Source organism: Pseudomonas synxantha BG33R, from assembly GCF_000263715.2.
Lineage (GTDB): Bacteria > Pseudomonadota > Gammaproteobacteria > Pseudomonadales > Pseudomonadaceae > Aquipseudomonas > Aquipseudomonas synxantha_A.
Window position 1 is genome coordinate 2,771,390 of sequence record NZ_CM001514.1, and the last position, 26,979, is coordinate 2,798,368.

Sequence of the window (26,979 nt, forward strand, 5' to 3'; positions counted from 1 at the left end):
AAATACCTCGGCATCACGGCCCGCGTGGCCTGCTGAAACGATGCACGGGCGCTGGCGTGCCGCTATGCTGACGTATTGGAAAATATATTCCACTAAAAATAATTATGGAATAAATATTGATTGCCGCCGTCGGACGTTCTAGTCTGCTCCCACCAAGAGCGTTTGCCGCCACTACGGCGGCACAACGCAGGCTGATAAAAATAACAGGAGCCAGCATGGGCCAGACTCGTTTTGCCAGTGGGCGTCAATTGGATCTGATTTGCCTGGGGCGCCTAGGCGTCGACCTCTACGCGCAGCAAGTGGGTGCGCGGCTTGAGGATGTGTCCAGCTTTGCCAAATACCTCGGCGGTTCCTCCGCCAACATCGCCTTCGGCACTGCCCGGCTGGGGCTCAAGTCGGCGATGCTGAGCCGGGTGGGCGACGACCATATGGGCCGTTTTCTGATCGAATCCCTGGCCCGCGAAGGTTGCGATGTCAGCGGCATCAAGGTCGACCCCGAACGCCTCACCCCCCTGGTGCTGCTGGGTCTCAAAGACCGTGAAACCTTTCCCCTGGTGTTCTACCGCGAAAACTGCGCCGACATGGCCCTGCGCGCCGAAGACATCAGCGAAGCCTTTGTTGCATCGAGCAAGGCGCTGCTGATCACTGGCACGCATTTCTCTACCGACGGTGTGTACAAGGCCAGCATCCAGGCGCTGGATTACGCGGCCAAACACAACGTCAAACGGGTGCTGGATATCGACTACCGCCCGGTGCTGTGGGGCCTGGCGGGCAAGGCCGATGGTGAAACCCGTTTTGTTGCCGACCAGAATGTCAGCCAGCATGTGCAGAAAATCCTGGCGCGTTTCGACCTGATCGTCGGCACTGAAGAAGAATTCCTCATCGCCGGTGGCAGTGAAGACCTGCTCACCGCCCTGCGCACGGTACGTGAACTGACGCCCGCCACCCTGGTGGTCAAGCTCGGCCCGCAAGGCTGCACGGTGATCCACGGCGAGATTCCCGCCCGACTGGAAGACGGTGCGATCTATCCCGGTGTGCGCGTTGAAGTGCTCAATGTGCTGGGTGCTGGCGATGCCTTCATGTCGGGCTTTCTCAGTGGCTGGCTCAATGACGCCAGCGACGAGCGTTGCAGCCAGTTGGCCAATGCCTGTGGCGGCCTGGTGGTCTCGCGGCACGCCTGTGCGCCGGCCATGCCCACGCCCGCCGAACTCGATTACCTGTTCAACAGCCCGGTGCCGATCACCCGTCCCGACCAGGATGCGACCCTGCAGCGCCTGCACCGCGTCACGGTGCCGCGCAAGGCTTGGAAGCAACTGTTCGTGTTTGCCTTCGACCACCGCTGGCAGCTGGTGGACCTGGCGCAAAAAGGCGGCCAGGACTTGACGCGAATCAGCGCCATCAAGCAGCTGTTTATCCAGGCCATCGAACGTGTGGAGACCAAGCTCGCCGAGCAGGGCATCGAGGCCGACGTGGGCCTGCTTGCCGATCAGCGTTTTGGCCAGGATGCCCTCAATGCCGCCAGCGGCCGAGGCTGGTGGATTGCCCGCCCGGTCGAAGTGCAGAACTCACGGCCCCTGGCGTTCGAACACGGTCGCTCGGTGGGCAGCAACCTGATTGCCTGGCCCCAGGAACAGATCATCAAATGCCTGGTGCAATTTCACCCCGATGACGAGCCGATGCTGCGCCTGGAACAGGAAGCGCAACTCAAGGCGGTGTATGAGGCGTCCATCGTCAGCGGCCATGAACTGCTGCTGGAAGTCATCCCGCCCAAGGATCACCCCTCCACTTATCCCGACGTTTTGTATCGCAGCCTCAAGCGCCTGTACAACCTGGGCATCTACCCGGCCTGGTGGAAGATCGAAGCGCAGTCGGCCGCTGACTGGAAAAAGCTCGACGAACTGATCCAGGAGCGCGACCCGTACTGCCGTGGCGTGGTGTTGCTTGGCCTGAACGCGTCGGCTGAATGTCTTGCCGACGGTTTTCAACAAGCGCGCATGAGCACCACCTGCCGCGGATTTGCCGTCGGCCGCACGATCTTCCAGGAGCCGAGCCGGGCGTGGATGGCGGGGGAGATCGATGATGAGACCTTGATCCAGCAGGTACAGGCTACCTTCGAACAACTCATCAACGCCTGGCGCAGTGCTCGAAATTGAATTAGGTCAAATGTGGGAGGGGGCTTGCCCCCTCCCACATAAAGCAGATCTCAGTGATCTCTAGAGAAAACAATAAAAGGTGCAGCCATGCCCGCAATCCGAATTGGCATCAACCCGATCTCCTGGAGCAACGACGACCTCCCGGCCCTTGGCGGTGAAACGCCGCTGAGCACGGCCTTGAGTGAAGGCAAGGACATCGGCTACGAAGGTTTTGAACTCAATGGCAAGTTTCCCAAGGATGCCAAGGGCGTCGGCGACGTGCTGCGTCCCTATGACCTGGCGCTGGTCTCGGGCTGGTACTCCAGCCGCCTGGCCCGTCGTTCGGTGGCCGAGGAGATCGAGGCCATTGCCGGCCATGTCGAACTGCTCAAACAAAACGGTGCCAACGTACTGGTGTACGGCGAAGTCGCCGATTCGATCCAGGGTTCACGCATTCGCCTGATAGAGCGTCCGCGTTTTCATAGCGAACAGGCCTGGCAGGCGTACGCCGACAAGCTCACCGAGCTGGCGCGTTTCACCTTGTCTCAAGGCGTGCGCCTGGCCTACCACCACCATATGGGCGCCTACGTCGAGTCTCCCGAAGACATCGACCAGTTGATGAAACGCACGGGGCCGGAAGTCGGCCTGTTGTTCGATTCGGGCCACTGCTACATGGGCGGCGGCGAACCCATCGAGGTGTTGCGCAAGCACATCGACCGCGTTTGCCATGTGCATTTCAAGGACGTGCGCAAACCCGTGGTGCAATTGGCGCGCAATCAGATGTGGAGTTTTCCCGATTGCATCGTCAACGGCACTTTCACCGTGCCCGGGGACGGCGATATCGACTTTGCACCGTTACTGGACGTGCTGCTGGCTGCGAACTACACAGGCTGGCTGGTGGTGGAAGCCGAGCAGGACCCGGCCGTGGCGCCCAGTTATATCTACGCGAAGAAGGGCTATGACACCTTGCGTGCGCTTCTCAACGAGAGGGTTTGAGTGATGAGCTTGTTGGTCAAAAGCAGCAAACGTGGGCAAACCATGGTTGCCCTGGAGGCGGGGCGCCTGGAGTACGTAGGCTTCGCCGCTTACCGCTTGAGCCTGGGCGAAACCTTGCCGGTCAGCGCGGGTGATCAGGAGCTGTGCCTGGTACTGCTCAGCGGTCGGGTGAATATCGAAGGCGAAGGCTTCAATTGGCAGAACCTGGGTGATCGCCAGTCGGTGTTCGAAGACAAATCACCGTTCGCCGCCTATTTGCCGCCGGGCACCGACGCCCAGGTCACGGCCCTGAGCGATGTACAGATTGCCGTGTGTGCGGCGCCGGGTGCGGCGGGTTTTGCCCCGCGCCTGATCCGCCCCGAGCAGTGCAAACGCAGTGTGCGCGGCAAAGGCGCCAACACCCGCTACGTCTGCGACATCCTGCCCGACAGCGAGCCGGCCCATTCGCTGCTGGTGGTGGAAGTGCGCACACCGTCAGGGCATTCCTCAAGTTACCCGCCTCACAAACACGATACCGATGACCTGCCGCACCAGAGCTTTCTGGAAGAAACCTACTACCACCAGGTCAATCCACCCCAGGGCTTTGTGTTCCAGCGCGTGTACACCGATGACCGCAGCATCGACCAGGCCATGGCCGTGGAAAACAGCGACCTGGTGGTGGTGCCCAAGGGGTATCACCCGGTCAGCGTGCCGTATGGCTACGAGTCTTATTACCTCAATGTCATGGCCGGCCCCAAGCGCGCCTGGCATTTCCATAACGACCCGCAGCACAGTTGGCTGCTGGACCTTTAAACGGTTTTGGACGGAGAACAACAACAATGAAGTCGCCGCTACGTTTTGCCCTTAACCGTATGGTCGCGCCTGACTTGCCCCTGGCGGATTTTATCCAGCTGGCCAAAGCCCTCCAGTGCGATGCCATCGAGATTCGCAACGACCTCAAAAACCGCGAAATCGAATACGGCATGTCCGCCGCCCGCGTGCGTGAGTTGTGCGCGGCGCAGGGCATCAAGGTGCTGTCGATCAACGCGCTGTACCCTTTTGATGTGTGGAACGACGAACGCCGCGCTCAGGCAATCGAACTGGCCACCTACGCCCGTGAGTGCGGGGCCCAGGGCCTGGTGATGTGCCCGTTCAATCAGCCTGGCGATACGCGTAACGACGCGCAGCGCGCCGCTGGTTTGCGCACCGCGTTGAGCGAACTGGCGTTGATCCTGCGTGAGTACGGGATTCTCGGTTTCATCGAACCCCTGGGCTTCGCAGTATCCGCCCTGCGCCGCAAGCGCGTGGCAGTGGATGCAATCAAGGCCATCGGTGGCCTGGATGTATTTCGTGTGGTGCATGACACCTTTCACCATCATTTGGCCGGCGAGCATGAGTTCTTCCCGGAACTGACCGGGCTGGTGCATATCTCCGGGGTGGAAGACCGCGAGGCGCCGCTTGACTCAATCCGCGACGGCCACCGCGTGCTGGTGGGCGAGGACGATATTCTCGGGAATGCGGCGCAGATCGACACCTTGCTGAGCACCGGCTACAGCGGCTATCTGTCGTTCGAGCCGTTTGCCGAAAGCGTGCATGGGTTGGCGGATATCCGGCAGGCATTGGGGGCAAGCATCGCCCACCTGCAAAAACGATAAGGGGCGCGACATGAGCACCACACGATTGACCATGGCCCAGGCCCTGGTGAAGTTTCTGGATAACCAATACATCGAAGTCGACGGCGTACAGAGCAAGTTCGTTGCCGGGGTGTTCACTATTTTCGGGCATGGCAATGTGTTGGGCCTTGGCCAGGCGCTTGAGCAGGACAGCGGCGACCTGGTGGTGCACCAGGGCCGCAACGAACAAGGCATGGCCCATGCCGCCATCGGGTTTGCCAAGCAGCACCTGCGCCGCAAGATCTATGCGTGCACGGCCTCGGTCGGCCCTGGCGCTGCGAATATGCTCACTGCCGCAGCCACCGCCACGGCCAACCGCATACCGCTGCTGCTGTTGCCCGGCGATGTCTACGCCAGCCGCCAGCCCGACCCGGTGCTGCAGCAGATCGAGCAGTTCCACGACCTGAGCATCAGCACCAACGACGCGTTCCGCGCCGTGAGCAAATACTGGGACCGCATCAACCGCCCCGAACAGTTGATGACGGCGGCGATCCACGCCATGCGCGTGCTCACCGACCCCGCCGAAACCGGCGCGGTGACATTGGCGTTGCCCCAGGATGTGCAGGCCGAGGCCTGGGACTATCCCGACTACTTCCTGCAAAAGCGCGTGCACCGTATCGACCGGCGCCCGGCCACCGCCGCGATGATCGGCGATGCGCTGGCGGCGTTTCGCGGCAAGCGCAAACCGCTGATCATTTGTGGCGGCGGGGTGAAGTACTCCGGCGCCAATGCGGCGCTGCAAGCCTTTGCCGAGCGCTTTGAGATTCCCTTTGCCGAAACCCAGGCCGGTAAAAGCGCGGTGGTCTCCAGCCATGCACTGAACGTCGGCGGCATCGGCGAAACCGGCTGCCTGGCGGCGAACCTGCTGGCCCCCGAGGCGGACCTGATCATCGGCATCGGCACGCGGTATACCGACTTCACGACCTCATCGAAATCGTTGTTCAAGCACCCCGAGGTGACTTTTCTCAACCTCAATGTCAGCGCCTGCGACGCGTTGAAGCTGGACGGTGTGCAAGTGGTGGCGGACGCCAGAGTCGCGCTTGAAGTGCTGGCCGATGCCCTCGGCGATTACCGTTTCGGCTGGGGCGAGCAGATCGCTGACGCCAAGGCGCAACTGGATGCCGAAGTGGATCGCGTGCATCAGGTGCAATACTCAGGCGATGATTTTGTGCCGGAAGTTGACGACCTGCTGGACCGCGCCGTACTGCGCGAGTTTATCGAGCTGACCGGCTCCTGCCTGACCCAAAGCCGCGTACTGGGTGTGCTCAACCAGGTTCTGGCCGACGATGCGATCATCGTCGCCGCCGCCGGCAGCCTGCCCGGGGACTTGCAGCGCGCCTGGCGCAGCAAGGGCGTCAATACCTATCACGTCGAATACGGCTATTCGTGCATGGGCTACGAGATCAATGCCGCCCTGGGCGTGAAGCTCGCCGAGCCGACCAAAGAGGTCTACGCCCTGGTCGGTGACGGCTCCTACATGATGCTGCACTCGGAGCTGGCCACCTCGATCCAGGAACGGCGCAAGATCAACGTGGTGCTCCTCGACAACATGGCCTTCGGTTGCATCAACAACCTGCAAATCGGCAATGGCATGGACAGCTTCGGCACCGAATTTCGCTTCCGCAACCCCGAGAGCGGCAAGCTCGACGGCGGCCTGGTGCCGGTGGATTTCGCCATGAGTGCGGCGGCTTATGGTTGCAAGACCTACAAGGTCAGCACGATAGAGCAGCTGGAAGCGGCCCTGGCCGATGCGCGCACGCAAACCGTCTCGACGCTGATCGATATCAAGGTTCTGCCCAAGACCATGGTCCACGGCTACCTGTCGTGGTGGCGGGTAGGTGTGGCGCAGGTGTCCACCAGTGAACGCACGAATGCAGCGGCAAAAAAACTCAATGAGCACCTGGCCAAGGCCCGGCAGTACTAACAACAAGAGGAGTGTTTACATGTCTTTGAAGCTTGGAGTGATTGGTACGGGCGCCATTGGCCGGAACCATATCCGTCGTTGCAGCCAGACCTTGCTCAACAGCCAGGTGGTGGCGGTCACTGATATCAACCTTGCGCAGGCCGCGCAGGTGGTGGCGGACTTGAAGCTGGACGCCGAGGTGTACCCGGACGGCCATGCGCTGATCAACTCGCCAGAGGTCGAAGCGATCCTTGTGACCTCATGGGGCCCGAGCCACGAAGAATTCGTGCTGGCCGCCATCGCCGCCGGCAAACCGGTGTTCTGTGAAAAACCTCTGGCGGTCACCGCCGAAGGTTGTCGCAAGATCGTCGAGGCCGAAGTGGCCCATGGCAAGCGCCTGGTGCAGGTGGGCTTCATGCGTCCGTATGACGAAGGCTATCGTGCCTTGAAAGCCGTGATCGACAGCGGCCAGATCGGTGAGCCGTTGATGCTGCATTGCGCGCACCGTAACCCGACGGTGGGCGAGAATTACAACACCGACATGGCGATCACCGACACCCTGATCCACGAACTGGACGTGCTGCGTTGGCTGCTCAATGACGACTATGTGTCCGTGCAGGTGGTGTTCCCGCGCAAGACCAGCAAGGCCCTGGCCCACCTGCGCGACCCGCAGATCGTGCTGCTGAAAACTGCCAAGGGCACGCGTATCGACGTGGAGGTATTTGTGAACTGCCAATACGGCTACGACATCCAGTGCGAAGTGGTGGGTGAGACCGGCATCGCCAAGTTGCCGGAGCCGTCCCAGGTGCAACTGCGCAGCGGTGCGAAGCTGTCCAATGCGATCCTGATGGATTGGAAGGATCGCTTTATCGGTGCCTATGACGTGGAGTTGCAGGCGTTTATCGACAGCGTACGGGCTGGGCAGGTCGGCGGGCCGTCGGCGTGGGATGGGTATGCGGCGGCGGTGGCGGCGGATGCGTGTATTGAAGCCCAGGGCAGCGGGCAGATTGTGCTGGTGAGCTTGCCGGATCGCCCACACTTCTACGGCTAACTCACTGAAGAAATGTGGTTAACATTGTGGGAGCTGGCTTGCCTGCGATAGCGGTCTATCAGTGGCAGATTCAGTGCCTGACACACTGCTATCGCAGGCAAGCCAGCTCCCACAGTTGCTTGGGTTCCCAAATCAATTCTGGAGTTGAGCATGCGAATCGGACTAGTGGGCTACGGCCACGGCGGGCGCTTTTTTCATGCGCCGCTGATCGCCACCCTGCCTGGGGCCACCTTTGTCGGCGTGGTGACGCGTTCACCCGAACGTCGCCAGCAATTGAGTACTGATCTTCCAGGTGTCAAGGCCTTCGACTCCATTGGCCAGATAGTCGAAGCCGGCGTCGACGCCCTGGTGATTTCCACCACCCTCAAAGGTCGCCCGGCGTTGGTACTGGAAGCCATCGAACACGGCGTGGCGGTGGTCAGCGACAAACCCTTTGCGGCCAACGCCGAACAAGCCCAAGCCCTGATTACTGCCGCCGAGCGCCAGGGCTCGCTGCTCAGCGTCTACCAGAACCGGCGCTGGGACTCGGATTACCTGACTCTGCGCAAACTCATCGATGCCGGCGCGCTGGGCACCATCACCCGCTTTGAATCTCGTGTAGAACGCTACAGCCCACAAGCCGTGGGCAATGCCAGCGGCGGCGGCTGGCTGCGTGACCTGGGCAGCCACTTGGTCGATCAGGCGCTGCAACTGTTCGGCCCGGTGGACCGAGTGTTCGCCCAACTGCACTACACCCCTGAACACCCCAGCGTGGATCACGGCTTTTTTGTTTCCCTGAGCCACGCCAACGGCGTGATTTCCCACCTGTGGGGCAACGCCTTGCAGAACAGCCAGGCGCCGCGCTTTCGTGTCAGTGGCACCTTGGGTTGCTACACCGTCGAAGGGTTGGATGGCCAGGAAGAAGCGCTGATCGCCGGTAAATCGCCGAAGACCGAAGGCGAGCACTGGGGCGCGGAGGAGCATCGACGCTGGGGCTGGTTCGAACAAGGCTCGGAGCGCGAGCGGGTGCCGTCGGAGAAGGGCTGCTGGACACAGTTCTATCGCCAGTTGCAGTTGGCGGTGCAAGGGCAGGGGCCGCTGCCGGTAAGCGCCTATGACGCGCTGGAAACCACCCGTATATTGGACGCCGCACGCCTGAGCGCCGAGCGCCTGCAAGTGGTTTCGACAAAAATAGAATAAAATTCTAAAACAGGTTGATATGGAAATTATTTTCTAATACAGTCGTTTCCAGGTTGCATAAAGTACGTCCCGGACCCAGCGGGCGACTCAACAAAAACAAGATCAAAAACAACCAGGTACCGTCAGATGAAAATCTTCAACGCTGTACTTCGAGTTTTACGCCCCGCCCAAGCGCCACGCGGACTGCCCCGCGCCCGGCCGTTCTACTTCTCCTTCCTTAACGTGCTGTGCGTCGAAAACCAGGGCGCGCTGGTGTGCTGCATTCCAGGGGCGCCAGTGGTGCGACTGACAGCCGAGTCCTGATAAACGCAACGTCGAAAAAAACCAACAAAAAAGTGGAGACAGACCGTTCATGAAGACCCCGATCCGTTTTACCGCGCTGGCCCTGTCCATGCTGCTGGCCAGTGGCGTTGCCGGCGCCGCCGATCTGAAGGTGGGCGTCACGATGTCTGCGTTCGATGACACCTTCCTCACCTATCTGCGCGAAGACATGGACAAGCAAGCCAAGTCCTACCCCAAGGGCGATGGCGTGCAATTGCAGTTTGAAGACGCGCGGGCCGATGTGGTCAAGCAATTGAGCCAGGTCGAGAACTTTATCAGCCAGAAAGTCGACGCCATTATCGTCAACCCGGTCGATACCGCTTCGACCAAGAACATCATTGCGGCTGCGACCAAGGCGGGCATTCCGCTGGTGTTCGTCAACCGCCGCCCGGACCAGAAAGACTTGCCCAAGGACGTGGTGGCAGTGACCTCCGATGACGTCGAGGCCGGGCGCCTGCAAATGCAATACATCGCCGAAAAACTCGGCGGCAAGGGCAAGGTCGTGATCCTGCTGGGTGACCTGGCGAACAACTCCACCACCAACCGCACCAAGGGTGTCAAGGAAGTGCTGGCCAAGTACCCGGACATCAAGATCGAGCAGGAGCAGACCGGCGCCTGGCTGCGTGACCGGGGCATGACCCTGGTCAACGACTGGCTGACCCAGGGGCGTGATTTCAATGCGGTGCTGGCCAACAACGATGAGATGGCGATCGGGGCGTCCATGGCCCTGCGATCGGCCGGCAAGGAAAAAGGCAGCGTGCTGATTGCCGGTGTTGACGGTACGCCGGATGGCTTGAACGCGATCACCAAGGGTGACATGGCCGCCTCGGCCTTCCAGGACGCCAAGGGCCAGGCGGTGGGTTCCGTAGAAGCGGCGCGCAAGATGGCCAAAAAAGAGCCGGTGGAGCAGAACGTGGTGATCCCGTTCCAGTTGATCACCCCGGACAACGTCAAAGACTTCAAGTAGCCCTGACACAACAACAATAAGCCGGCAGGGCGGTCACGGCCGCCCTGCAGATGGAGTGCCTCCCTATGCTTGCTCAAGCCGCTGCCTCGCAGCCCCCGGGCATCCAGCCGTTGCCGCTGGACGAACCCTACCTGCTGGAAATTCTCAACATCAGCAAAGGCTTTCCTGGTGTTGTCGCCCTGGACGATGTGCAACTGCGGGTGCGCCCCGGCACGGTGCTGGCATTGATGGGCGAGAACGGCGCGGGTAAATCAACGCTGATGAAGATCATCGCCGGCATCTACCAGCCCGACGCCGGGGAAATCCGCCTGCGTGGCAAGCCTATTACCTTCGAAACGCCGCTGGCGGCGCAAAAGGCCGGGATCGCCATGATCCATCAGGAGCTCAACCTGATGCCCCATATGAGCATCGCCGAGAACATCTGGATCGGCCGCGAGCAGCTCAACAGCCTGCACATGGTCAACCACCGCGAAATGCATCGCTGCACCGCCGAGTTGCTGGCGCGCCTGCGCATCAACCTCGACCCTGAAGAGCAGGTGGGCAACCTGAGCATCGCCGAACGGCAGATGGTCGAGATTGCCAAGGCGGTCTCGTACGACTCCGACATCCTGATCATGGATGAACCCACCTCGGCCATTACCGACAAGGAAGTTGCCCACCTGTTTTCGATCATTGCCGACCTCAAGGCCCAGGGCAAAGGTATTGTCTATATCACGCACAAAATGAACGAAGTGTTCGCCATCGCCGATGAAGTGGCGGTGTTCCGCGACGGCCAGTACATCGGCCTGCAACGTGCCGACAGCCTGAACAGCGACAGCCTGATCTCGATGATGGTGGGGCGGGAGTTGAGCCAGTTGTTCCCGGTGCGCGAGACGCCGATAGGTGAGTTGCTGCTGTCGGTGCGCGACCTGAGCCTGGACGGCGTGTTCAAGGACGTCTCGTTCGACCTGCACGCCGGGGAGATTCTCGGTATCGCCGGCCTGATGGGCTCTGGGCGTACCAATGTGGCGGAAACCATTTTTGGCATTACCCCAAGCACCGGTGGGCAAATCACCCTGGATGGCAAGGCGGTGCGCATTACCGACCCGCACATGGCCATCGAGAAAGGTTTTGCGCTATTGACCGAAGATCGCAAGCTCAGCGGCCTGTTCCCGTGCCTGTCGGTGCTGGAAAACATGGAGATGGCGGTGTTGCCGCACTATTCGGGCAGCGGCTTTATCCAGCAGAAGGCCCTGCGCGGCCTGTGCGAAGAGATGTGCAAGAAGCTGCGAGTAAAAACTCCGTCCCTGGAGCAATGCATCGACACCTTGTCGGGCGGTAACCAGCAAAAGGCACTGCTGGCACGCTGGCTGATGACCAACCCAAGGCTGCTGATCCTGGATGAACCGACCCGCGGTATCGATGTGGGCGCCAAGGCCGAGATCTATCGCTTGATCGCCTTTCTTGCCAGCGAAGGCATGGCGGTGATCATGATTTCCTCGGAGCTGCCCGAAGTGCTTGGCATGAGCGATCGGGTGATGGTGATGCACGAAGGCGAACTGATGGGCACCCTGGATCGTGCCGAGGCCACCCAGGAAAAAGTCATGCAGTTGGCCTCCGGCATGTCTGCGGTCCACTGATCTACAGAATAAGAAGGTGATGGGCTATGAACGCAATAACAGACAACAAGCCGGCGACGGCACCGGTGAAGAATCGTCGACGCATGCCCACCGAGCTGAGCATCTTTTTGGTGCTGATCGGTATCGGCCTGGTGTTTGAACTGTTCGGCTGGATCGTGCGCGACCAGAGCTTCTTGATGAACTCCCAGCGCTTGGTGCTGATGATTCTGCAAGTCTCGATCATCGGCCTGCTGGCTATCGGTGTGACCCAGGTGATCATTACTACGGGCATCGACTTGTCGTCCGGCTCGGTGCTGGCCTTGTCGGCGATGATTGCCGCCAGCCTGGCGCAGACCTCGGATTTTTCCCGGGCGGTGTTTCCGTCCCTGACCGACTTGCCGGTGTGGATCCCAGTGGCGATGGGCCTGGGCGTGGGGCTGCTGGCGGGGGCGATCAATGGCAGCATTATCGCGGTGACCGGCATCCCGCCGTTTATCGCGACCCTGGGCATGATGGTCTCGGCCCGTGGCCTGGCGCGTTACTACACCGAAGGCCAGCCGGTGAGCATGCTCTCGGATTCCTACACGGCCATCGGCCATGGTGCCATGCCGGTGATCATCTTCTTGGTGGTGGCGGTGATCTTCCACATCGCGCTGCGTTATACCAAGTACGGCAAGTACACCTACGCCATCGGCGGCAATATGCAGGCGGCGCGCACCTCGGGCATCAACGTCAAGCGCCACTTGATCATCGTCTATAGCATCGCCGGGCTGCTGGCGGGCCTGGCCGGCGTGGTGGCCTCGGCCCGTGCCGCGACAGGGCAGGCGGGCATGGGCATGTCCTACGAGCTGGATGCGATTGCCGCTGCGGTGATCGGCGGCACCAGCCTGGCGGGCGGGGTAGGGCGCATCACCGGCACCGTGATCGGCGCGCTGATCCTCGGCGTGATGGCCAGCGGGTTTACCTTCGTGGGTGTGGATGCGTATATCCAGGACATCATCAAGGGCCTGATCATCGTGGTGGCAGTGGTGATCGACCAGTACCGCAACAAGCGCAAGCTCAAGCGCTGAGTGAATCCAAGGGCCGAATCAGATCAAATGTGGGAGGGGGCAAGCCCTCTCCCACATTTAGTCCGGGATCAGCCACTTTCAACCGTTTGTCTTCTATATAGCTCCACTGCACTGAATTTCTTGCTATAAACGCACTCCGATGACCGTTCGCCAAGCCCGTCCTGGTGCCTTTGGGGGTTAATTGGGAAAAAATGCCTGTCTTTTCAGTTGCTGCGCTCTCAAGTCGGCCTTAGACTGCCGCCCCTCGTAAATTGAGTGCCGGGTGGCGCTTGAAATGGACGGCGCCCTTCCGAGACCTGTACAGGCCTTGCGGAACGCTCCCTTATTCGCCTTAATGCACGTATTTTTTATAGAGAAATCAATGACAAAGGAAAAGTTGCTGGCCATGCCGGCGGATGACTACATGAATGCCGAACAGCACGCTTTTTTCGAGAAGTTGCTGCAAGACATGAAGGTGGAACACCACGAGCGCATTGAACAGAACCGCATCGCCATTGAAAGCCTGGACACCCCGGCGGACCCGGCTGACGCGGCTTCCGTTGAAGAAGAGCGCACCTGGCTGGTAAATGCCATTGATCGCGACCAGCGTATGCTGCCGCAACTTGAGCGCGCCCTGGAGCGCATCAAGGAAGATTCTTTTGGTTGGTGTGATGACAGCGGCGAGCCGATCGGCCTCAAGCGCCTGCTGATCAGCCCGACCACCAAGTACTGCATCGAAGCCCAAGAGCGCCACGAGCAGATCGACAAGCATCAGCGCCAAGCCTGATGTGCTGAATGACGGGCCTGCCAGTGAGCTGGCTGCCCCGTCTGCAACAACCTCCCGAGATCATCCGGCCCGCGTCTGGCGCGATGGATTGTTGCTGTTTATGCAATGAAGCTATTCCCAGGATAGCTTTTTCCAGCTGGAATAAAACCGTAGCATGGCCAACATTGTTAGGCAGCTAACTAATGCTACGGAGAACTTCCATGCAAAACAAAGTCGATGTGGCCGTGATGATCGGCAGCGGTGTACCTGAGACCCTGCGCGCCTTGGGTCAGAAAGCCTGCTGGGTAGTGTTGCTCAATGGTGAACAGCGCGGCACCGCTTTTGCAAGTCGTGATGAGGCGCAGGAGTGTCAGGCTGCCTGGCAAGCGCTGTTGCGCATGGAACAGTCAGACAGCCTGCATTGAGACCGTGCTAGTGAGGTTGATGCAGGCGCTGATTCAACTCATCCACCGGGATGGCCCACTCAGCGTCTTCACGCAGTTCTTCCTTAAGAAACTGCGCCTGTTGGGGCGTCCAGAACGGCGCATCGATCAACTTCACGTCTTCGGGCAAAGAATGCGCGACGATGAAGGCATCAATGGCCTCAGGGGTTGAGTCCAGGCCCAGTTGTTCAAACAGGGTTTCGAGCGTGGGGATTGGCGCGTCCATTGGGTACTCCATACAAAGTGAGGATCGTTGTGTATGGGAGGCTTGAGGCGCGTTAGAGTTCTATCGAAGTGTCAGGAATTGAGAGCACCCGAATCCACGGCGGTTTTCAGGGCTTTTGCGGCTTCTTTTGCTGCAAAGGCAGCGGCGTCTACAGTCTTGAACCAACGGTCTTTTTCTACCTGGTGCGCGGTTACGGTGGTCAGCGGTGGTTTGGCCCGCATGATAATGACTGCTTGAAACTCTCCGTCTACTTCCCTGGCATCGCCGTGGATAAAAAATTCGCCAATATCAAATTCCGTCACGTATAGCCTTCCCTTCAAGGTAACTGCACTGATGAAACCTGACCCGCACGGGGCAAACTTCAATGGACGGGCCAGTATGGCAGTTGTTGAGGGGCGCAGGCGCAGTAAAGTCACCCAGGTGACGAAACGAGCCCCCCGCAAAGGGCATGCAGCTTGGCTTCAAGCATTTTGGCCAATTCACAGGCTTTATTGTGATCGCTGCGAAACCCCTTGATCCTGCCACTGGGCACTTCAAGAATGTGGAAAAAGTTCTTTCCGGCCGGTACCACTTGGTAAAGAACCGAATGGGAGTACCCATCAAGGTTATGCAAGCAGTAGTATTGGCGTTCGTCTGGACATGATGAACGAGTGTGGAAGGACATAGCATCGTGTTGACGTCGTTGCATGCTCAGCTCCTGTCGATCGATCTTGTTAGCCTGTCTTTGGCGTTTCGGGTGGTTTTGACCCGGCTTGCTGTTTTAGTATTGTCGTCGGTAGTTCGCAACTGGTTCCATGCCCGTCTATTTTTTGTTTCGGGTGTCGGAAAACTGCACTTTTGACTGGGTTATTCTCTGAAGTTGGTCGACTCGTATTCTCGGGTCGTTGAACCTGTGATTTGCTGTGCCACCGGCTGACCTTGCTTTAGGTCCACCGCGGCTGGGTGTACGGGGCCTGCGGGTTATCTTCAGGTTTTTGACGAATGTGTGATCGTGCCGTAACGGCCGTTTTTTTGTGCTGCCCGCTTCGGCGGCCAGCGCTTTCTTGATGTGGGGGCGTTTCCTTGGCAGTCAGTAATCTGGATATGCACGCGTTATTCGTGCTGGGTGATTTGCGCGCAAAGTTGGTCAAACAGTTTCAATCCCGGTTTGTCTACGTCACTGAACAGACGCCGGAAGGCATCTACATCGCCGAGATCGATACCGAAGCGGCACTGGTCGTGGATGACAAGCCACGCCTGGAACTCAAGGTGGGCGACCATTTCCGTGCGGCTGTCTTACCCAGCCGCGAAGGTGGAAAGTTCGAACTCAAGTTTCGCGATATCAAGTTGACCGTTTACGGCCTCGGCGACTACGCCTTTGTATCGTCAAACGAAGGCCAGGGCATTGTGTTCAAGGAAGGCCATAGCGTGATGCTGGTATTTGCCGCCCATGAACAATTGCAGGAAGGGCTGACCAAAACCCTCAAGGCCGTGACGGGCAAGGCCGCCAAGTGGCGCAAGGGTGAACTGGTGACGTTCAAGGCCAGCGAATAACCGATAAATACGCTGTGCACCTTTGTCTTTCGGAACCTCTACTACAGTTGAGTTGACTTAACTATTCAGAGGCTTCGCGCATTAGCGGCAAAGCCGTTTGCCATGACTGCGAGAACGCGAGGTGCAAAGGCATGAGAGGATTGAAGTCACTGCTGGCCGCGTCACTGACGGCCCTGAGTCTGTCACTGCCGGTATCGGCCGCACAGGCACCGGTGCATTTTGCCGACCTCAACTGGGAAAGCGGCAGCCTGATCACCGAAGTACTGCGCTTTATCGTCGAAAAGGGTTATGACATGCCCACCGACACCTTGCCTGGCACCACCATCACCCTGGAAACCGCCCTGGCCAAGAACGACATCCAGGTGATCGGCGAAGAGTGGGCGGGCCGCAGCCCTGTTTGGGTCAAGGCTGAAGCCGAAGGCAAAGTGGTAGGGCTTGGAGACACGGTCAAAGGCGCCACTGAAGGCTGGTGGGTGCCGGAATACGTGGTCAAGGGCGACCCGTCCAGAAACCTCAAGGCCCTGGCGCCGGACCTGAAAAGCGTACAGGACCTGGCGCGCTACAAGGATGTATTCAAAGACCCGGAATCCCCGGGCAAAGGGCGCTTTCTCAACAGCCCCATCGGCTGGACGTCCGAAGTGGTCAACAAACAGAAGCTCAAGGCCTATGGCCTGGACGACACCTACGTGAACTTCCGCAGCGGTTCGGGCGCAGCACTGGATGCCGAGATTGCCTCTTCGATCCGCCGGGGCAAGCCGGTGCTGTTCTATTACTGGTCACCCACCCCGTTGATGGGGCGCTATAAATTGATCCAGCTGGAAGAGCCGCCGTTTGATGCCGATGCATGGAAGACCCTGACCGACGCGGACAACACTGACCCCAAGCCTACGCGCTCGCTGGCATCCAAATTGAGCATTGGCGTATCGACGCCGTTCCAGCAGCAATATCCGCAGATCACCCAGTTCTTCGAAAAAGTCGAGTTCCCCATCGAGCCGCTTAACAAAGCCCTGGCGAAGATGAGCGAAAACCACACCGCGCCACGGGACGTGGCCCAGGCGTTCCTCAAGGAGCATCCTGAGGTGTGGAAGGCGTGGTTGACGCCGGATGTAGCCCAGAAGGTTGAGACGGCCCTTAAATAGCCTGAATGCAGAACAAAATGTGGGAGGGGGCTTGCTCCCGATGGCGGAGTGTCAATCACAGATAAATTGACTGACACACCCTCATCGGGAGCAAGCCCCCTCCCACAATTTTTTTGCATTCCAGATTTAGAATCGCGTTTGTACCGCTATCTCGAAGGTCCGCGGTGACCCCAGATAGTAAGCTGGCGACACATGCGCAAACTCGGCATACACCTCATTGGTCAAGTTGCGCACGCGCGCGGTCACCGAGGTGCGGGCATCCAGCTTGTAGCGCAGGAACGTACCGAACAGCGTGTAAGCCGGCACTGTCTGGGTGTTGGCATAATCGGCATACACCTGGTCGACATAGCGCGCATCCACCCCCCCTTGCCAATCCTCTGAGAAGTCGTAGGTCAACCACAGGTTGCCCACGCGCTTGGGCACATTGGTCGGCGTATTGCCTTTGCGCGATACCACGGCGCCGCTGGCAACTTTGTCATTGAATTCATCGTACTCGGCATCCACCCAGGCAAAGTTGCCTTCGGCCAGCAGCCTTGGCGTGATGCGCAGTGAGCTGGCCAGTTCGATACCTTTGGATGACTGCGCGCCCACCGGGATGCTGTTGGTGGGGTCCTGAGGGTCGGTGACGGCAAAGTCTTCGCGTTCGATCTTGTAGACGGCGACCGTTGCCGAGCCGCGACCGTCCAGGTAATCGAACTTGCTGCCGATCTCCCACTGCTTGCCGGTGGACACGTCGAACACCTGGGTGGTGGTATTGGGCTGTTCGACGGCTGTGCTGTATTGCACGTAGACATTGGCCGACGGAACAAACTGATAGGTAAGCCCCACACGGCCGGTTACTGGCTCCCAACTGCGCTTGAAGTGCCGAGGGTTGGTAGCGGTGATTGTGCGGTGGTTGGTCACGTCCAGGTCGATAGCGTCATAACGCAGGCCGGTCAGCAGTGACAGCTTGTCCGTGAGCCCCAGGCGGTTTTCCACGAACAGCGCCTTGGTGGTGACCTGGTTGGTCTTGTCCTTGATGAAGCCCGGCCGTGTGCCGGGGATGTCATAGAAGTGCCCCGGGTTGTAGTTGTTCGGGTCGACGGTACTTCGACCCGATACGTTCAAGGGGCTGTTGGTGGTGCTGTTGACCTTGTACTCAAAACCGCTAGACCAAGTGGTGGAGAGGCCGAACACGCTAGTGTCATGGCGCAGTTCAAACTGGTTGCCGTTCTGTTCGCCCTGATGCCGCACCTGATAGGCGGTCGAACGGTTCACCGCGCTGTTGTCGGCGTTGTACTGGTAGGTCTCCAGGTTGCGGTAATCGCGCTGGCTGTCGAGATGGTAGAGGGTATTTTTCAGCGTGGTGCTGTCGTTGATCCGATAGTCGATGATCGAGCGCGCCCAGATCGTGCGCTGTTCGTAACGCCCGTCGGCGACGTTGTAGTTGTTGAAGCGGTTGTGCTTGTCGATCTTCAGTTCGCCGGCCTTGGGGTTGAGCACCGGCGTGCCCCAATACGGGCTGTCTTCATGCTCATCCTGATATTCCAGGGCCAGGGTATGGGACAGGTTGGGCGTGAGGTCGCTGAGCAGGGAAAACGCCACGCTCCAGGCATCTCGTTGAGCGCGGTCGATGTGGCTGTGGTTGGTGTTGCGGCTCACATCCAGTCGCGCGTAATGCTGCACATCGGCGCCGGGCTCGGTCAGCGCGTGATTAAGGCCGAAGGCCATGCCGGCGGTGTCGTAGCTGCCGTAGGTCAGTTGGCCTTCTGCTGCCAGTTCTTCACGGGTCGCCAACTTGGTCACGTAATTGAGCGAGCCGCCCACGGAGCCGGCGCCGTTGATCAGGGAGGAGGGGCCGCCGACCAGTTCCACGCGGTCGTAGATCCACGCATCCACCGGCCGCGCCAGGCCTGTGGCGACATTGATGCCGTTGAACATCTGGGTGATCTGGCTGCTGGTAAACCCGCGGTACGAGATAAACCCACCAAACCCGGGCGGCGCGCTGGCGTTGACGCCGGGCAGGGTATTGGCCGCCTCGCGAAAGGTCCTGGCGCCATGGCGCTCGATATCGTTGCGGTTGGCGATGGCCACCGACGCCGGGGTTTCCCGCACACTCAGGCCCAGGCGCGAGGCCATGCCGCTGGATTGATCCAGGGCCAGGCCGGGCTCAACGCTTTGCCCGCCTTCAATGGTGGTCGGCGCCAGCTCAAGGGCGCAGGCGCAAACGGGCAGGCAGCCGAACAGGCCCGCCAATAGGGGTAGATGTTTCATGGTTGAATCCTGAAAACTTGGCTTGAAAACAACGCACAGCCATCCGTCCTTCCTCACGGAAGCGGTCGGCAATACAGATCAGAAAGCGCAGGGCTCAGGCGTAGGCAGGTGGCGCGCGCGGGTTAGCCGTGGGCCAGGTGAAACGGGCAGGGATGTCAGCGGCAAGCACCACCGCAGCAGGTGGCGCATGGGGTTGTGGCAGTACCGCCACATTCAGATGGGAGTTGAGAGCAGGCCCCATGCCGCCGGTAGAACACAGCGGGCAACCAAAGGCCTTCGACAGGGTTGGCAGGCTTTCATCCGTGGAGTTGCTGGGCAGGGGCGCCTGGGTGCGCGGGTCCACCGTACAGAACTGGCCGCTGATGCCGTTGAGCTGCATCCCCACCATCTGCCCATGACCAATGCTGCAGGCGAACACATTGAACAGGACGCAGCAGTAGAGCATCCAGGCAATGAGCGAGCGGTCGGCACGGGCGAGTTTCATGGGGCGGCACTTTACCATCAGCCGCCGACGAAATGCCTGCAAAAAATCTCAGGGCGACTATCCTGATTCCCACATTTTTCGGGAGCGTGCGCCATGAGTTTTGTCATTGCGCGATGGATTGTCGGGGTTTTTACCTTTATCAGCATGGTGCATCTTTACTGGGCGGCTGGCGGCAAATTCGGCAGCCTGGCGGCGATTCCGCAACTGCCTGGTGAATTTGCCAGCGGGCCGCGACCAGCGTTCAAGCCGTCGGCGCTGGGCACCTTTCTGGTCGCGATGGGGCTGGTAGCGATTGCCTTGCTGGTTTGCCTGCGCGCCGGGCTGTATTTCTCGCCGGTGTCCCATGGTGCGTTGCAGTGGGGCATCAGCGCGATTGCGGTGCTGATGTTTGCCCGTGCGATTGGCGATTCGGAGCTGGTAGGTTTTTTCAAGAAGGTCGGCAATTCCCGGTTTGCACGCCTGGATACGTACCTGTACTCGCCGTTGTGCCTGGTGTTGGGTGCCGGGTTGTTGGTGGTGGCGTGGACCTGATGGTCTCGGCGCCATACCTGTGGCTAGGGAGCTTGCTCTCGTGACGGTCGGACAGCCAGCACATATCTACCTGACAAATCGAGATCCAAATGTGGGAGGGGGCTTGCTCCCGATGGCGGCCTCAGGGCCGACCAGGATGCTGGATCAGACCGAGTACATATCCGTTATTCAGGTAACGGCTGCTATTGGTTCCGCTCTTACAGCGGCTCACTTTTGAAAGGCGCAAAAGTAAGCAAAACGCTATCGCCCCACCACTCGGCACCTCGCCCAGGCTCGGTGTGCCCGTAATCCGCCATGGATTTGGGGGGCCGCCGCCACGCGCCATCCATAGCGCGGGGCGGCTAAACCGGCATCCCTGCCGGTTTACCCCCCAAATCCATGTCGGACTCCGGCCAGCGTGGTTTGACGGGGCGCCTAAGATCAAGATCAAAAGCAGATCAAGAGCGGCTCGCTTCGCATCGTGGTTACCGTCGGCTGCTATAAAGCGCGCTTGACCTGCGCACCCAATCCCCACTCAAAACACCCTCCAGACAAAAACACACCCTCCCGGTTTTATAGCGCTTGACCTTCCCAATGTGGCAAGCCCGATAAAAACCTCCAGTGTCGATTTGTCTTGAAAATTCCAAGGAGGGTGAACGATGTACGCCAAACCAATAAGCCTGATCACCGGGGCAATGGCCGTGGTGTTGATGCTGGGCGGATGCACAGACAACGCGCCGCCGGCCGCTGCCGCCAAGCCGCCCAGCGTGCCAGTGGCCGAAGTGGTGGCGCGAGCGGTGACGCCGTTTGTCGAGTACACCGGTTCGTTGACCGCCATTGAGCAGGTCGAACTGCGCCCGCGTGTCAGTGGTTATCTGCAAAGTGTCAGCGTGCCCGAAGGCCAGTTCGTCACCAAGGGCAGCCCGTTGTTTGTGATTGACCCGCGGGGATTTCAGGCCGCGTTGAACGCTGCCAAGGCGCGCTTGCGCGAGGCCGAGGCCAATGCGTTGCTGGCCCAGGCCGAGCATGGTCGAGCCGAGCAACTGTTCGCCAAGAAGGTGGTGGCGCGTGATCGTCTCGACACCGCCATTGCCTCCTTGAATGCCGGCAGGGCCCAGGTCGAGGCGGCGAAGGCGGCATTGGATACGGCACAGTTGGACCTGAGCTACACACGCGTCACCGCGCCCATCAGCGGCCGCATCGATCGTGCCCTCGTCACCGAAGGCAACTATGTCACCCGAGGGGAGACGCCGTTGACGACGATCGTTTCGGTCGATCCGTTGCATGTGTACTTCGATGTCGACGAGCGCACCTATCTGCACTCGTTGGCCGCGACCCGTGAATACGCCGGATCGAAGGGGGACAAAGCCGCCAAGGTGATGGTCGCGATGCTCAATGATGCGACCTATGCGCGGGCTGGGCGGGTGGACTTTCTGGCCAACGCGGCCGACCGCAAGACCGGCACCGTGCGCGTGCGTGCGGTGGTCGACAACCCGGACGGGCGCCTGACCCCCGGGCTGTTCGCCAAGGTCAAGCTGGACACCGGCGCGGCACAAACGCGGGTGTTGATTGCCGACCATTCCATCGGCACCGACCAGGGCCGGCGCTATGTGCTGGTGGTCGGTGACAGCGACAAGACCCAATACCGCCCGGTCGAATTGGGCCCGATGGCTGAAGGCCTGCGGGTGATCGAGCAGGGCCTGCAACCGGGCGAGCGTATTGTCGTCAAAGGGCTGGTGCGCCCGGGCATGACGGTGACGCCGCTGGCCGCCAGCATCGAGGGCAAGCCGCTTGAGGCACCGCTGACCGTGGGAGGCGTGCAATGAGCTTTCCACGGTTCTTTATTGATCGGCCCATCTTCGCCATCGTCCTGTCGGTGTTGATGATGATCGGCGGCCTTGTCGCCTTCTTCCACCTGCCGCTGAGCGAATACCCCGCGGTCACGCCACCGACCGTGCAAGTCACCGCGAATTATCCTGGGGCCAACCCGCAAGTGATTGCGGAGACGGTGGCGGCGCCACTGGAACAGGTGATTACCGGCGTTGAGGGCATGCTCTACATGACCTCGCAGTCGGCCACCGATGGCCGCATGATCCTGACGGCGACCTTCGCCCAGGGCACCAATGCCGACATGGCGCAGATCCAGGTGCAAAACCGCGTCTCGCGTGCGTTGCCGCGTTTGCCCGAAGAGGTACAGCGTCTTGGTGTGGTCACGCAGAAGACCTCGCCGGACATCCTCATGGTGGTCCACCTGCTGTCTCCCGACCAACGTTATGACCCGCTGTACATCTCCAACTACGCCTACTTGCAGGTGCGCGATGAGCTGTCGCGCATACCGGGGATCAACGACGTGCTGGTGTGGGGCGCGGGTGAATACAGCATGAGGCTGTGGCTCGACCCGGACCTGATCGCTGCCCGAGGCTTGACCGCCGGTGATGTGATCGGCGCCGTACGCGAGCAGAACGTGCAAGTGGCGGCGGGCTCGGTCGGCCAGTCACCTGATTCCAATGCGGCCTTCCAAGTCACGGTCAACACCCTCGGGCGCCTGACGGACGAAGCGCAGTTCGGCGACATCATCATCCGCACCGGCGATAACGGCCAGGTCACGCGCCTGCGCGATGTGGCCCGTATCGAGATGGGCGCCGATGCCTATGCGCTGCGCAGCCTGTTGGATGGCGAGCCGGCCGTGGCTTTGCAGATCATCCAGAGCCCAGGGGCCAATGCGCTCGATGTGGCGCAGGCGGTGCGTGACACCATGCAGCGCCTGCAGGCCAACTTTCCCGAAGGGCTGGTGTCGCGGATAGCTTACGACCCGACCGTGTTTGTGCGCGCTTCGCTGGAGTCAGTCGCCATCACGCTGATGGAAGCGATCCTGCTGGTGGTCATCGTGGTGGTGGTGTTCCTGCGTAACTGGCGCGCATCGCTGATCCCGTTGATGGCTGTGCCGGTGTCGATCATTGGCACCTTTGCGGTCATGCATCTGATGGGGTTTTCCCTCAATACCTTGTCGTTGTTCGGGCTGGTGTTGTCGATCGGCATCGTGGTCGACGATGCCATCGTGGTGGTCGAGAATGTCGAGCGGCATATCGAGAACGGCGAGGAGCCCACCGAGGCAGCGCGCAAGGCAATGGGGGAGGTCACCGGCCCGATCATCGCCATTACCTCGGTGCTGGCGGCGGTGTTTATTCCCACAGCGTTTCTCAGTGGCCTGCAGGGTGAGTTCTACCGGCAATTTGCGCTGACCATCGCGATTTCCACGATCCTCTCGGCGGTCAACTCGTTGACCCTCAGCCCGGCGCTGGCCGGCCTGTTGCTGCGCCCGCGCAGCGCCGCCGTGGCGCACGATCCGCGCAGCCTGCGCGGTCGTGCTGCGCATTGGGTGCAGGTGCTGAGCCGACCGTTCCAGCGGGCGCCGCAGGCGTATGGCAACTCGGTGCGCAAGGTCGTCGGCCGCCGCGGGGTGGCGCTGGTCGCCTACGGCGGATTACTGGCGCTGACCTGGTTCGGCTTCAACGCTGTACCGGCGGGCTTTGTGCCGATGCAAGACAAGTACTACCTGGTGGGTATCGCCCAATTGCCCAATTCGGCCTCGCTGGAGCGTACCGATGCGGTGGTGCGGCAGATGTCGAAGATCGCCCTGGATGAACCGGGTGTAGAAAGCGTGGTGGCGTTCCCGGGGTTATCGGTCAACGGCTTCGTCAATGTGCCGAATGCCGCGGTGATGTTTGTCATGCTCGATCCATTCAAGGAACGAACCTCGTCCGATATGTCCGCGGTCGCCATCGCCGGGCGCCTGCAAGCCAGGTTCGCGAGCATCCCTGACGGTTTCCTCGGCGTCTTCCCGCCGCCGCCGGTGCCCGGCCTTGGGGTGACCGGTGGCTTTAAGTTACAGGTCGAGGACCGTGGCGGGGTTGGGCTTGAGGCATTGGTGCAGCAGACCCAGGTATTGATGACCAAAGCCACTGAGTCGGGCCAGGTCGCCGGATTGATGACCAGCCTGGACGTCAACGCACCGCAGTTGAACGTCGACATCGATCGCACCCAGGTCAAGAGCCAGGGCGTGCGTCTGGCGGATGTGTTCGAGTCCTTGCAGGTCTATCTCGGGTCGCTGTATGTCAACGACTTCAACCGTTTCGGCCGGACCTACAAGGTGACCGCCCAGGCTGATGCCGACCATCGGATGCAGACCGAAGCCATCGGCCGCCTGCAAGTGCGCAATGCGGCCGGGAACATGCTGCCGTTGTCGGCGTTTGTCACCGTCACTCCGGGTTCCGGCCCGGACCGGGTGATTCACTACAACGGCTACCCTTCGGCGGATATCTCCGGTGGGGCGATGCCTGGGGTCAGCTCGGGGCAAGCTGTTGCGCTGATGGAGCGGCTGGCGCAGGAGGTACTGCCCGAAGGCGTGACCTATGAATGGACGGATTTGACCTACCAGCAAAAACTCGCCGGATCATCGGCGCTGTTTATTTTCCCGCTGTGTGTGTTGCTGGCGTACCTGATCCTCGCCGCGCAGTACAACAGTTGGTTGTTGCCGCTGGCGGTCTTGCTGATCGTGCCCATGTGCCTGCTCAGCGCGATCATCGGCGTGTGGCTGGTGGACGGTGACAACAACGTGTTCGTGCAGATCGGGCTGGTGGTGCTGGTCGGGCTGGCGGCGAAGAACGCCATTTTGATCGTCGAGTTTGCCCGCAGCCTCGAAGCCGAAGGTGCGAGCCCGTTGGAGGCGGTTATCCACGCGTGCCAACTGCGCTTGCGACCGATCCTGATGACGTCGCTTGCGTTCATCGCCGGCGTGGTACCGCTGGTATTGGCCAGTGGCGCCGGGGCCGAAATGCGTCATGCCATGGGGGTTGCAGTGTTTGCCGGGATGTTGGGGGTGACGCTGTTCGGCCTGTTCCTCACGCCGGTGTTCTACGTGGTGATGCGCAGCCTGGCGCTGCGCTTGCAGCGTCAGGGTTCGAATCCGAAGTTGCAGCTGGAGGAGCGCGCATCATGAAACGGTCTTTTCCACTTTTTATGTTGCCGTTGCTGCTGGTGGCCGGCTGCGCTGCGGTAGGGCCTGACTATTCCGCGCCGGTGCTGCCCGCCGCGCACAGGCCGGCAAGCTTCGGTGCGCCCGTTGCAGGTCTGGGCAGCGGCGAGGTCGAGGTGCAGTGGTGGCAAGTGTTCGACGAGCCGGCACTCAGTCAATTGATCCAGCAGGCGCTGGCGGCCAACCACGACATCGGCATCGCCGCCGTACGCCTGGATGAAGCCAAGGCGATGCTGCGCGAGAGCCGCCAAGGGTTTCTGCCCAGTGGCGGTGCCGCCCTCGGTTATGAGCACCGACGGCGCAGTGAAGTCGAGACACCGTTGGGCCAGGAACGCTCAATTGAAACCACCCGCGCGGCACTGGATGCGGCCTGGGAAATCGACCTGTTTGGGCGCGTCCGCCGTTCGGTAGAGGCAGCGCAAGCGCAGGCGGGGTCGCGCCAGGCATTGCTGCGCAGTGTACAGGCGAGCGTCGCCGCCACCGTCGCGGCCACCTGGTTCGAACTGCAAGGGATCGAAGCTGAACAGGCGGTGGTCGCGGATATCAGCCAGAGCCAGCGCGACAGCCTGGGCCTGGTGGAACATCTGGTCAGCGTCGGCGCCGCCACCGAGTTCGACCGGCTGCGCGCCGAGGCCTTGCTGCGCAATGTCGAGGCGGTAGCGCCCGACCTTGAACGGCGACGCGCAACCTCCACCAACGCGCTGGCCGTGCTACTGGGGCAAGCGCCGCAGGGGTTCAAGCCGCCTGCGGCCAAGCCCGGCCGTGAGGCCTTGAACCTGCGTACCCTGCAAGTCGGCGACCCGGCCGGCTTGTTGGCCCGGCGCGCCGATATCGCTGCGGCCGAGCGCACGCTGGCAGCCGAGACTGCACAAATAGGCGTGGAAACCGCGGGTTTGTACCCGGATATCCAGGTGCAGGGCTCCATCGGGCTACTGGCCGGAAGCCTCGGTTCGCTGGGGGACGCCGGTATGCAGTCGAACTTTATCGCCCCGGTGATTCGCTGGTCGCTGCTGGATACCGGACGCGTGCGCGCGCGAATCGCCGCCAGCGAGGCGCGCACCCAGGCGGCACTGATCGCCTACGACCAGGCCGTCTTGCGTGCCCTGCAAGAGACCGATGATGCGTTTCAGGCCAACAACGCCGCGGGCAATATCCTGAGCCTGAGGCTGCTGGAAGCGGCGGCCAATCGCGAGGCGGCCAGGTTTGCGCGTACGCGCTTTGCCGAAGGCGAGGGCGTGTATCTGGATGTGCTTGAGGCCGAACGCGCGGACTTCAACAGCCGCCGTGCGTTGACGGCGGCGCGTACCGGGCAGCGGCTGGCGGTGGTGGGGATTTACAAGGCGTTGGGAGGTGGATGGCAGATTTGTGAGCAGATGGGGCAGGGATGTGGGGTGGCGGTGATGCGATAGCGGCTAGTCCACGATGCGAAGCGAGCCGCTCTTGATCTTGCTCTTGATCTGCTTTTGATCTGAGGCGCCCCGTTAAACCACGCTGGCCGGAATTCGACAGGGATTTGGGGGGTGAACCGGCAGGGATGCCGGTTTAGCCGCCCCGCGCCATGGATGGCGCGTGGCGGCGGCCCCCCTAATCCCTGGCGGATTACGGGCACACCGAGCCTGGGCGAGGTGCCGAGTGGTGGGGCAAGAGCCTTTTGGTTACTTTGGGGCTCTTTTCCAAAGTGACCCGCTGTAAAAGCGGAACCAATAATGGCCGTTACCCAAACAACGGATATGTACTCGGTC

At 60.7% G+C, this 26,979-nt stretch carries 24 protein-coding genes; 19 read left to right on the forward strand and 5 right to left on the reverse strand.

Going from position 1 to position 26,979, the window contains the following annotated elements; genetic code table 11:
• Nucleotides 1-215 precede the first annotated feature (215 nt).
• The 13 genes from PSEBG33_RS15005 to PSEBG33_RS14950 all read left to right on the forward strand — a co-directional run bounded on the left by PSEBG33_RS15005 (nucleotide 216) and on the right by PSEBG33_RS14950 (nucleotide 14,039).
• A complete protein-coding gene (locus PSEBG33_RS15005) occupies nucleotides 216-2,153 on the forward strand; it encodes a bifunctional 5-dehydro-2-deoxygluconokinase/5-dehydro-2-deoxyphosphogluconate aldolase (protein WP_005787723.1) in 1,938 nt (645 codons plus the stop codon).
• An 87-nt stretch (nucleotides 2,154-2,240) separates the two neighbouring features.
• A complete protein-coding gene (gene iolE / locus PSEBG33_RS15000; protein ID WP_005787726.1) occupies nucleotides 2,241-3,128 on the forward strand; it encodes a myo-inosose-2 dehydratase in 888 nt (295 codons plus the stop codon).
• Between the two features lie 3 nt (nucleotides 3,129-3,131).
• A complete protein-coding gene (gene iolB, locus PSEBG33_RS14995; RefSeq protein ID WP_005787728.1) occupies nucleotides 3,132-3,920 on the forward strand; it encodes a 5-deoxy-glucuronate isomerase in 789 nt (262 codons plus the stop codon).
• A 26-nt stretch (nucleotides 3,921-3,946) separates the two neighbouring features.
• Nucleotides 3,947-4,762 (forward strand): TIM barrel protein, encoded by an 816-nt coding sequence (locus PSEBG33_RS14990; RefSeq protein WP_005787730.1) that lies wholly within the window; start codon nucleotides 3,947-3,949, stop codon nucleotides 4,760-4,762.
• 10 nt (nucleotides 4,763-4,772) lie between these two features.
• Nucleotides 4,773-6,704: a 3D-(3,5/4)-trihydroxycyclohexane-1,2-dione acylhydrolase (decyclizing) gene (iolD, locus tag PSEBG33_RS14985; protein ID WP_005787731.1), complete on the forward strand. Its 1,932-nt coding sequence runs from the start codon at nucleotides 4,773-4,775 to the stop codon at nucleotides 6,702-6,704.
• A 19-nt stretch (nucleotides 6,705-6,723) separates the two neighbouring features.
• Entirely contained in the window at nucleotides 6,724-7,734 is a 1,011-nt protein-coding gene (locus PSEBG33_RS14980; protein WP_005787733.1) for a Gfo/Idh/MocA family protein, read from the forward strand.
• A gap of 150 nt (nucleotides 7,735-7,884) precedes the next feature.
• Entirely contained in the window at nucleotides 7,885-8,913 is a 1,029-nt protein-coding gene (locus tag PSEBG33_RS14975; protein ID WP_005787734.1) for a Gfo/Idh/MocA family oxidoreductase, read from the forward strand.
• Nucleotides 8,914-9,039: 126 nt separating this feature from the next.
• A complete protein-coding gene (locus PSEBG33_RS29545; RefSeq protein ID WP_005787736.1) occupies nucleotides 9,040-9,216 on the forward strand; it encodes a hypothetical protein in 177 nt (58 codons plus the stop codon).
• 49 nt (nucleotides 9,217-9,265) lie between these two features.
• A complete protein-coding gene (locus tag PSEBG33_RS14970) occupies nucleotides 9,266-10,201 on the forward strand; it encodes a sugar ABC transporter substrate-binding protein (protein ID WP_005787737.1) in 936 nt (311 codons plus the stop codon).
• A gap of 65 nt (nucleotides 10,202-10,266) precedes the next feature.
• Nucleotides 10,267-11,820 (forward strand): sugar ABC transporter ATP-binding protein, encoded by a 1,554-nt coding sequence (locus tag PSEBG33_RS14965; RefSeq protein WP_005787739.1) that lies wholly within the window; start codon nucleotides 10,267-10,269, stop codon nucleotides 11,818-11,820.
• Nucleotides 11,821-11,846: 26 nt separating this feature from the next.
• Entirely contained in the window at nucleotides 11,847-12,869 is a 1,023-nt protein-coding gene (locus PSEBG33_RS14960; protein ID WP_003191668.1) for an ABC transporter permease, read from the forward strand.
• A 361-nt stretch (nucleotides 12,870-13,230) separates the two neighbouring features.
• On the forward strand, nucleotides 13,231-13,635 hold the full coding sequence (locus tag PSEBG33_RS14955) for a TraR/DksA family transcriptional regulator (RefSeq protein ID WP_003191666.1): 405 nt from the start codon (nucleotides 13,231-13,233) through the stop codon (nucleotides 13,633-13,635).
• Between the two features lie 200 nt (nucleotides 13,636-13,835).
• Nucleotides 13,836-14,039 carry a hypothetical protein gene (locus tag PSEBG33_RS14950; protein WP_005787746.1) on the forward strand — a complete coding sequence of 68 codons (204 nt, stop codon included), beginning with the start codon at nucleotides 13,836-13,838 and terminating at the stop codon, nucleotides 14,037-14,039.
• Nucleotides 14,040-14,046: 7 nt separating this feature from the next.
• On the opposite strand, the gene PSEBG33_RS14945 is transcribed toward PSEBG33_RS14950, so the two are convergent.
• From PSEBG33_RS14945 to PSEBG33_RS28720, 3 genes are all read right to left on the reverse strand, one after another.
• Entirely contained in the window at nucleotides 14,047-14,283 is a 237-nt protein-coding gene (locus PSEBG33_RS14945) for a DUF2789 domain-containing protein (protein WP_005787748.1), read from the reverse strand.
• Between the two features lie 71 nt (nucleotides 14,284-14,354).
• Nucleotides 14,355-14,585 carry a hypothetical protein gene (locus PSEBG33_RS14940; RefSeq protein ID WP_005787750.1) on the reverse strand — a complete coding sequence of 77 codons (231 nt, stop codon included), beginning with the start codon at nucleotides 14,583-14,585 and terminating at the stop codon, nucleotides 14,355-14,357.
• A 110-nt stretch (nucleotides 14,586-14,695) separates the two neighbouring features.
• On the reverse strand, nucleotides 14,696-14,971 hold the full coding sequence (locus tag PSEBG33_RS28720) for a hypothetical protein (protein WP_194440557.1): 276 nt from the start codon (nucleotides 14,969-14,971) through the stop codon (nucleotides 14,696-14,698).
• Nucleotides 14,972-15,366: 395 nt separating this feature from the next.
• Here PSEBG33_RS28720 and PSEBG33_RS14935 point away from each other — a divergent pair, with 395 nt between their 5' ends.
• Entirely contained in the window at nucleotides 15,367-15,816 is a 450-nt protein-coding gene (locus PSEBG33_RS14935; RefSeq protein ID WP_177327419.1) for a hypothetical protein, read from the forward strand.
• Nucleotides 15,817-15,947: 131 nt separating this feature from the next.
• Nucleotides 15,948-16,955: an ABC transporter substrate-binding protein gene (locus PSEBG33_RS14930; RefSeq protein ID WP_005787756.1), complete on the forward strand. Its 1,008-nt coding sequence runs from the start codon at nucleotides 15,948-15,950 to the stop codon at nucleotides 16,953-16,955.
• 126 nt (nucleotides 16,956-17,081) lie between these two features.
• Here the strand turns inward: PSEBG33_RS14930 and PSEBG33_RS14925 are convergent, their stop codons facing one another.
• Nucleotides 17,082-19,208, reverse strand: a complete 2,127-nt coding sequence (locus tag PSEBG33_RS14925; RefSeq protein WP_005787759.1) for a TonB-dependent receptor — start codon at nucleotides 19,206-19,208, stop codon at nucleotides 17,082-17,084.
• A 94-nt stretch (nucleotides 19,209-19,302) separates the two neighbouring features.
• Entirely contained in the window at nucleotides 19,303-19,692 is a 390-nt protein-coding gene (locus PSEBG33_RS14920) for a DUF2946 domain-containing protein (protein WP_005787761.1), read from the reverse strand.
• A gap of 93 nt (nucleotides 19,693-19,785) precedes the next feature.
• On the opposite strand from PSEBG33_RS14920, the gene PSEBG33_RS14915 reads away from it, so the two are divergent.
• The 4 genes from PSEBG33_RS14915 to PSEBG33_RS14900 all read left to right on the forward strand — a co-directional run bounded on the left by PSEBG33_RS14915 (nucleotide 19,786) and on the right by PSEBG33_RS14900 (nucleotide 26,646).
• A complete protein-coding gene (locus tag PSEBG33_RS14915) occupies nucleotides 19,786-20,223 on the forward strand; it encodes a DUF3995 domain-containing protein (RefSeq protein ID WP_005787763.1) in 438 nt (145 codons plus the stop codon).
• A gap of 638 nt (nucleotides 20,224-20,861) precedes the next feature.
• Entirely contained in the window at nucleotides 20,862-22,028 is a 1,167-nt protein-coding gene (locus tag PSEBG33_RS14910; RefSeq protein WP_005787765.1) for an efflux RND transporter periplasmic adaptor subunit, read from the forward strand.
• Nucleotides 22,025-25,201 (forward strand): efflux RND transporter permease subunit, encoded by a 3,177-nt coding sequence (locus tag PSEBG33_RS14905; protein WP_005787767.1) that lies wholly within the window; start codon nucleotides 22,025-22,027, stop codon nucleotides 25,199-25,201. The genes PSEBG33_RS14910 and PSEBG33_RS14905 overlap by 4 nt, the downstream gene beginning before the upstream one ends.
• Nucleotides 25,198-26,646 (forward strand): efflux transporter outer membrane subunit, encoded by a 1,449-nt coding sequence (locus PSEBG33_RS14900; RefSeq protein WP_005787768.1) that lies wholly within the window; start codon nucleotides 25,198-25,200, stop codon nucleotides 26,644-26,646. Before PSEBG33_RS14905 ends, PSEBG33_RS14900 begins: the two co-directional genes overlap by 4 nt.
• The last annotated feature ends 333 nt before the right edge of the window (nucleotides 26,647-26,979 follow it).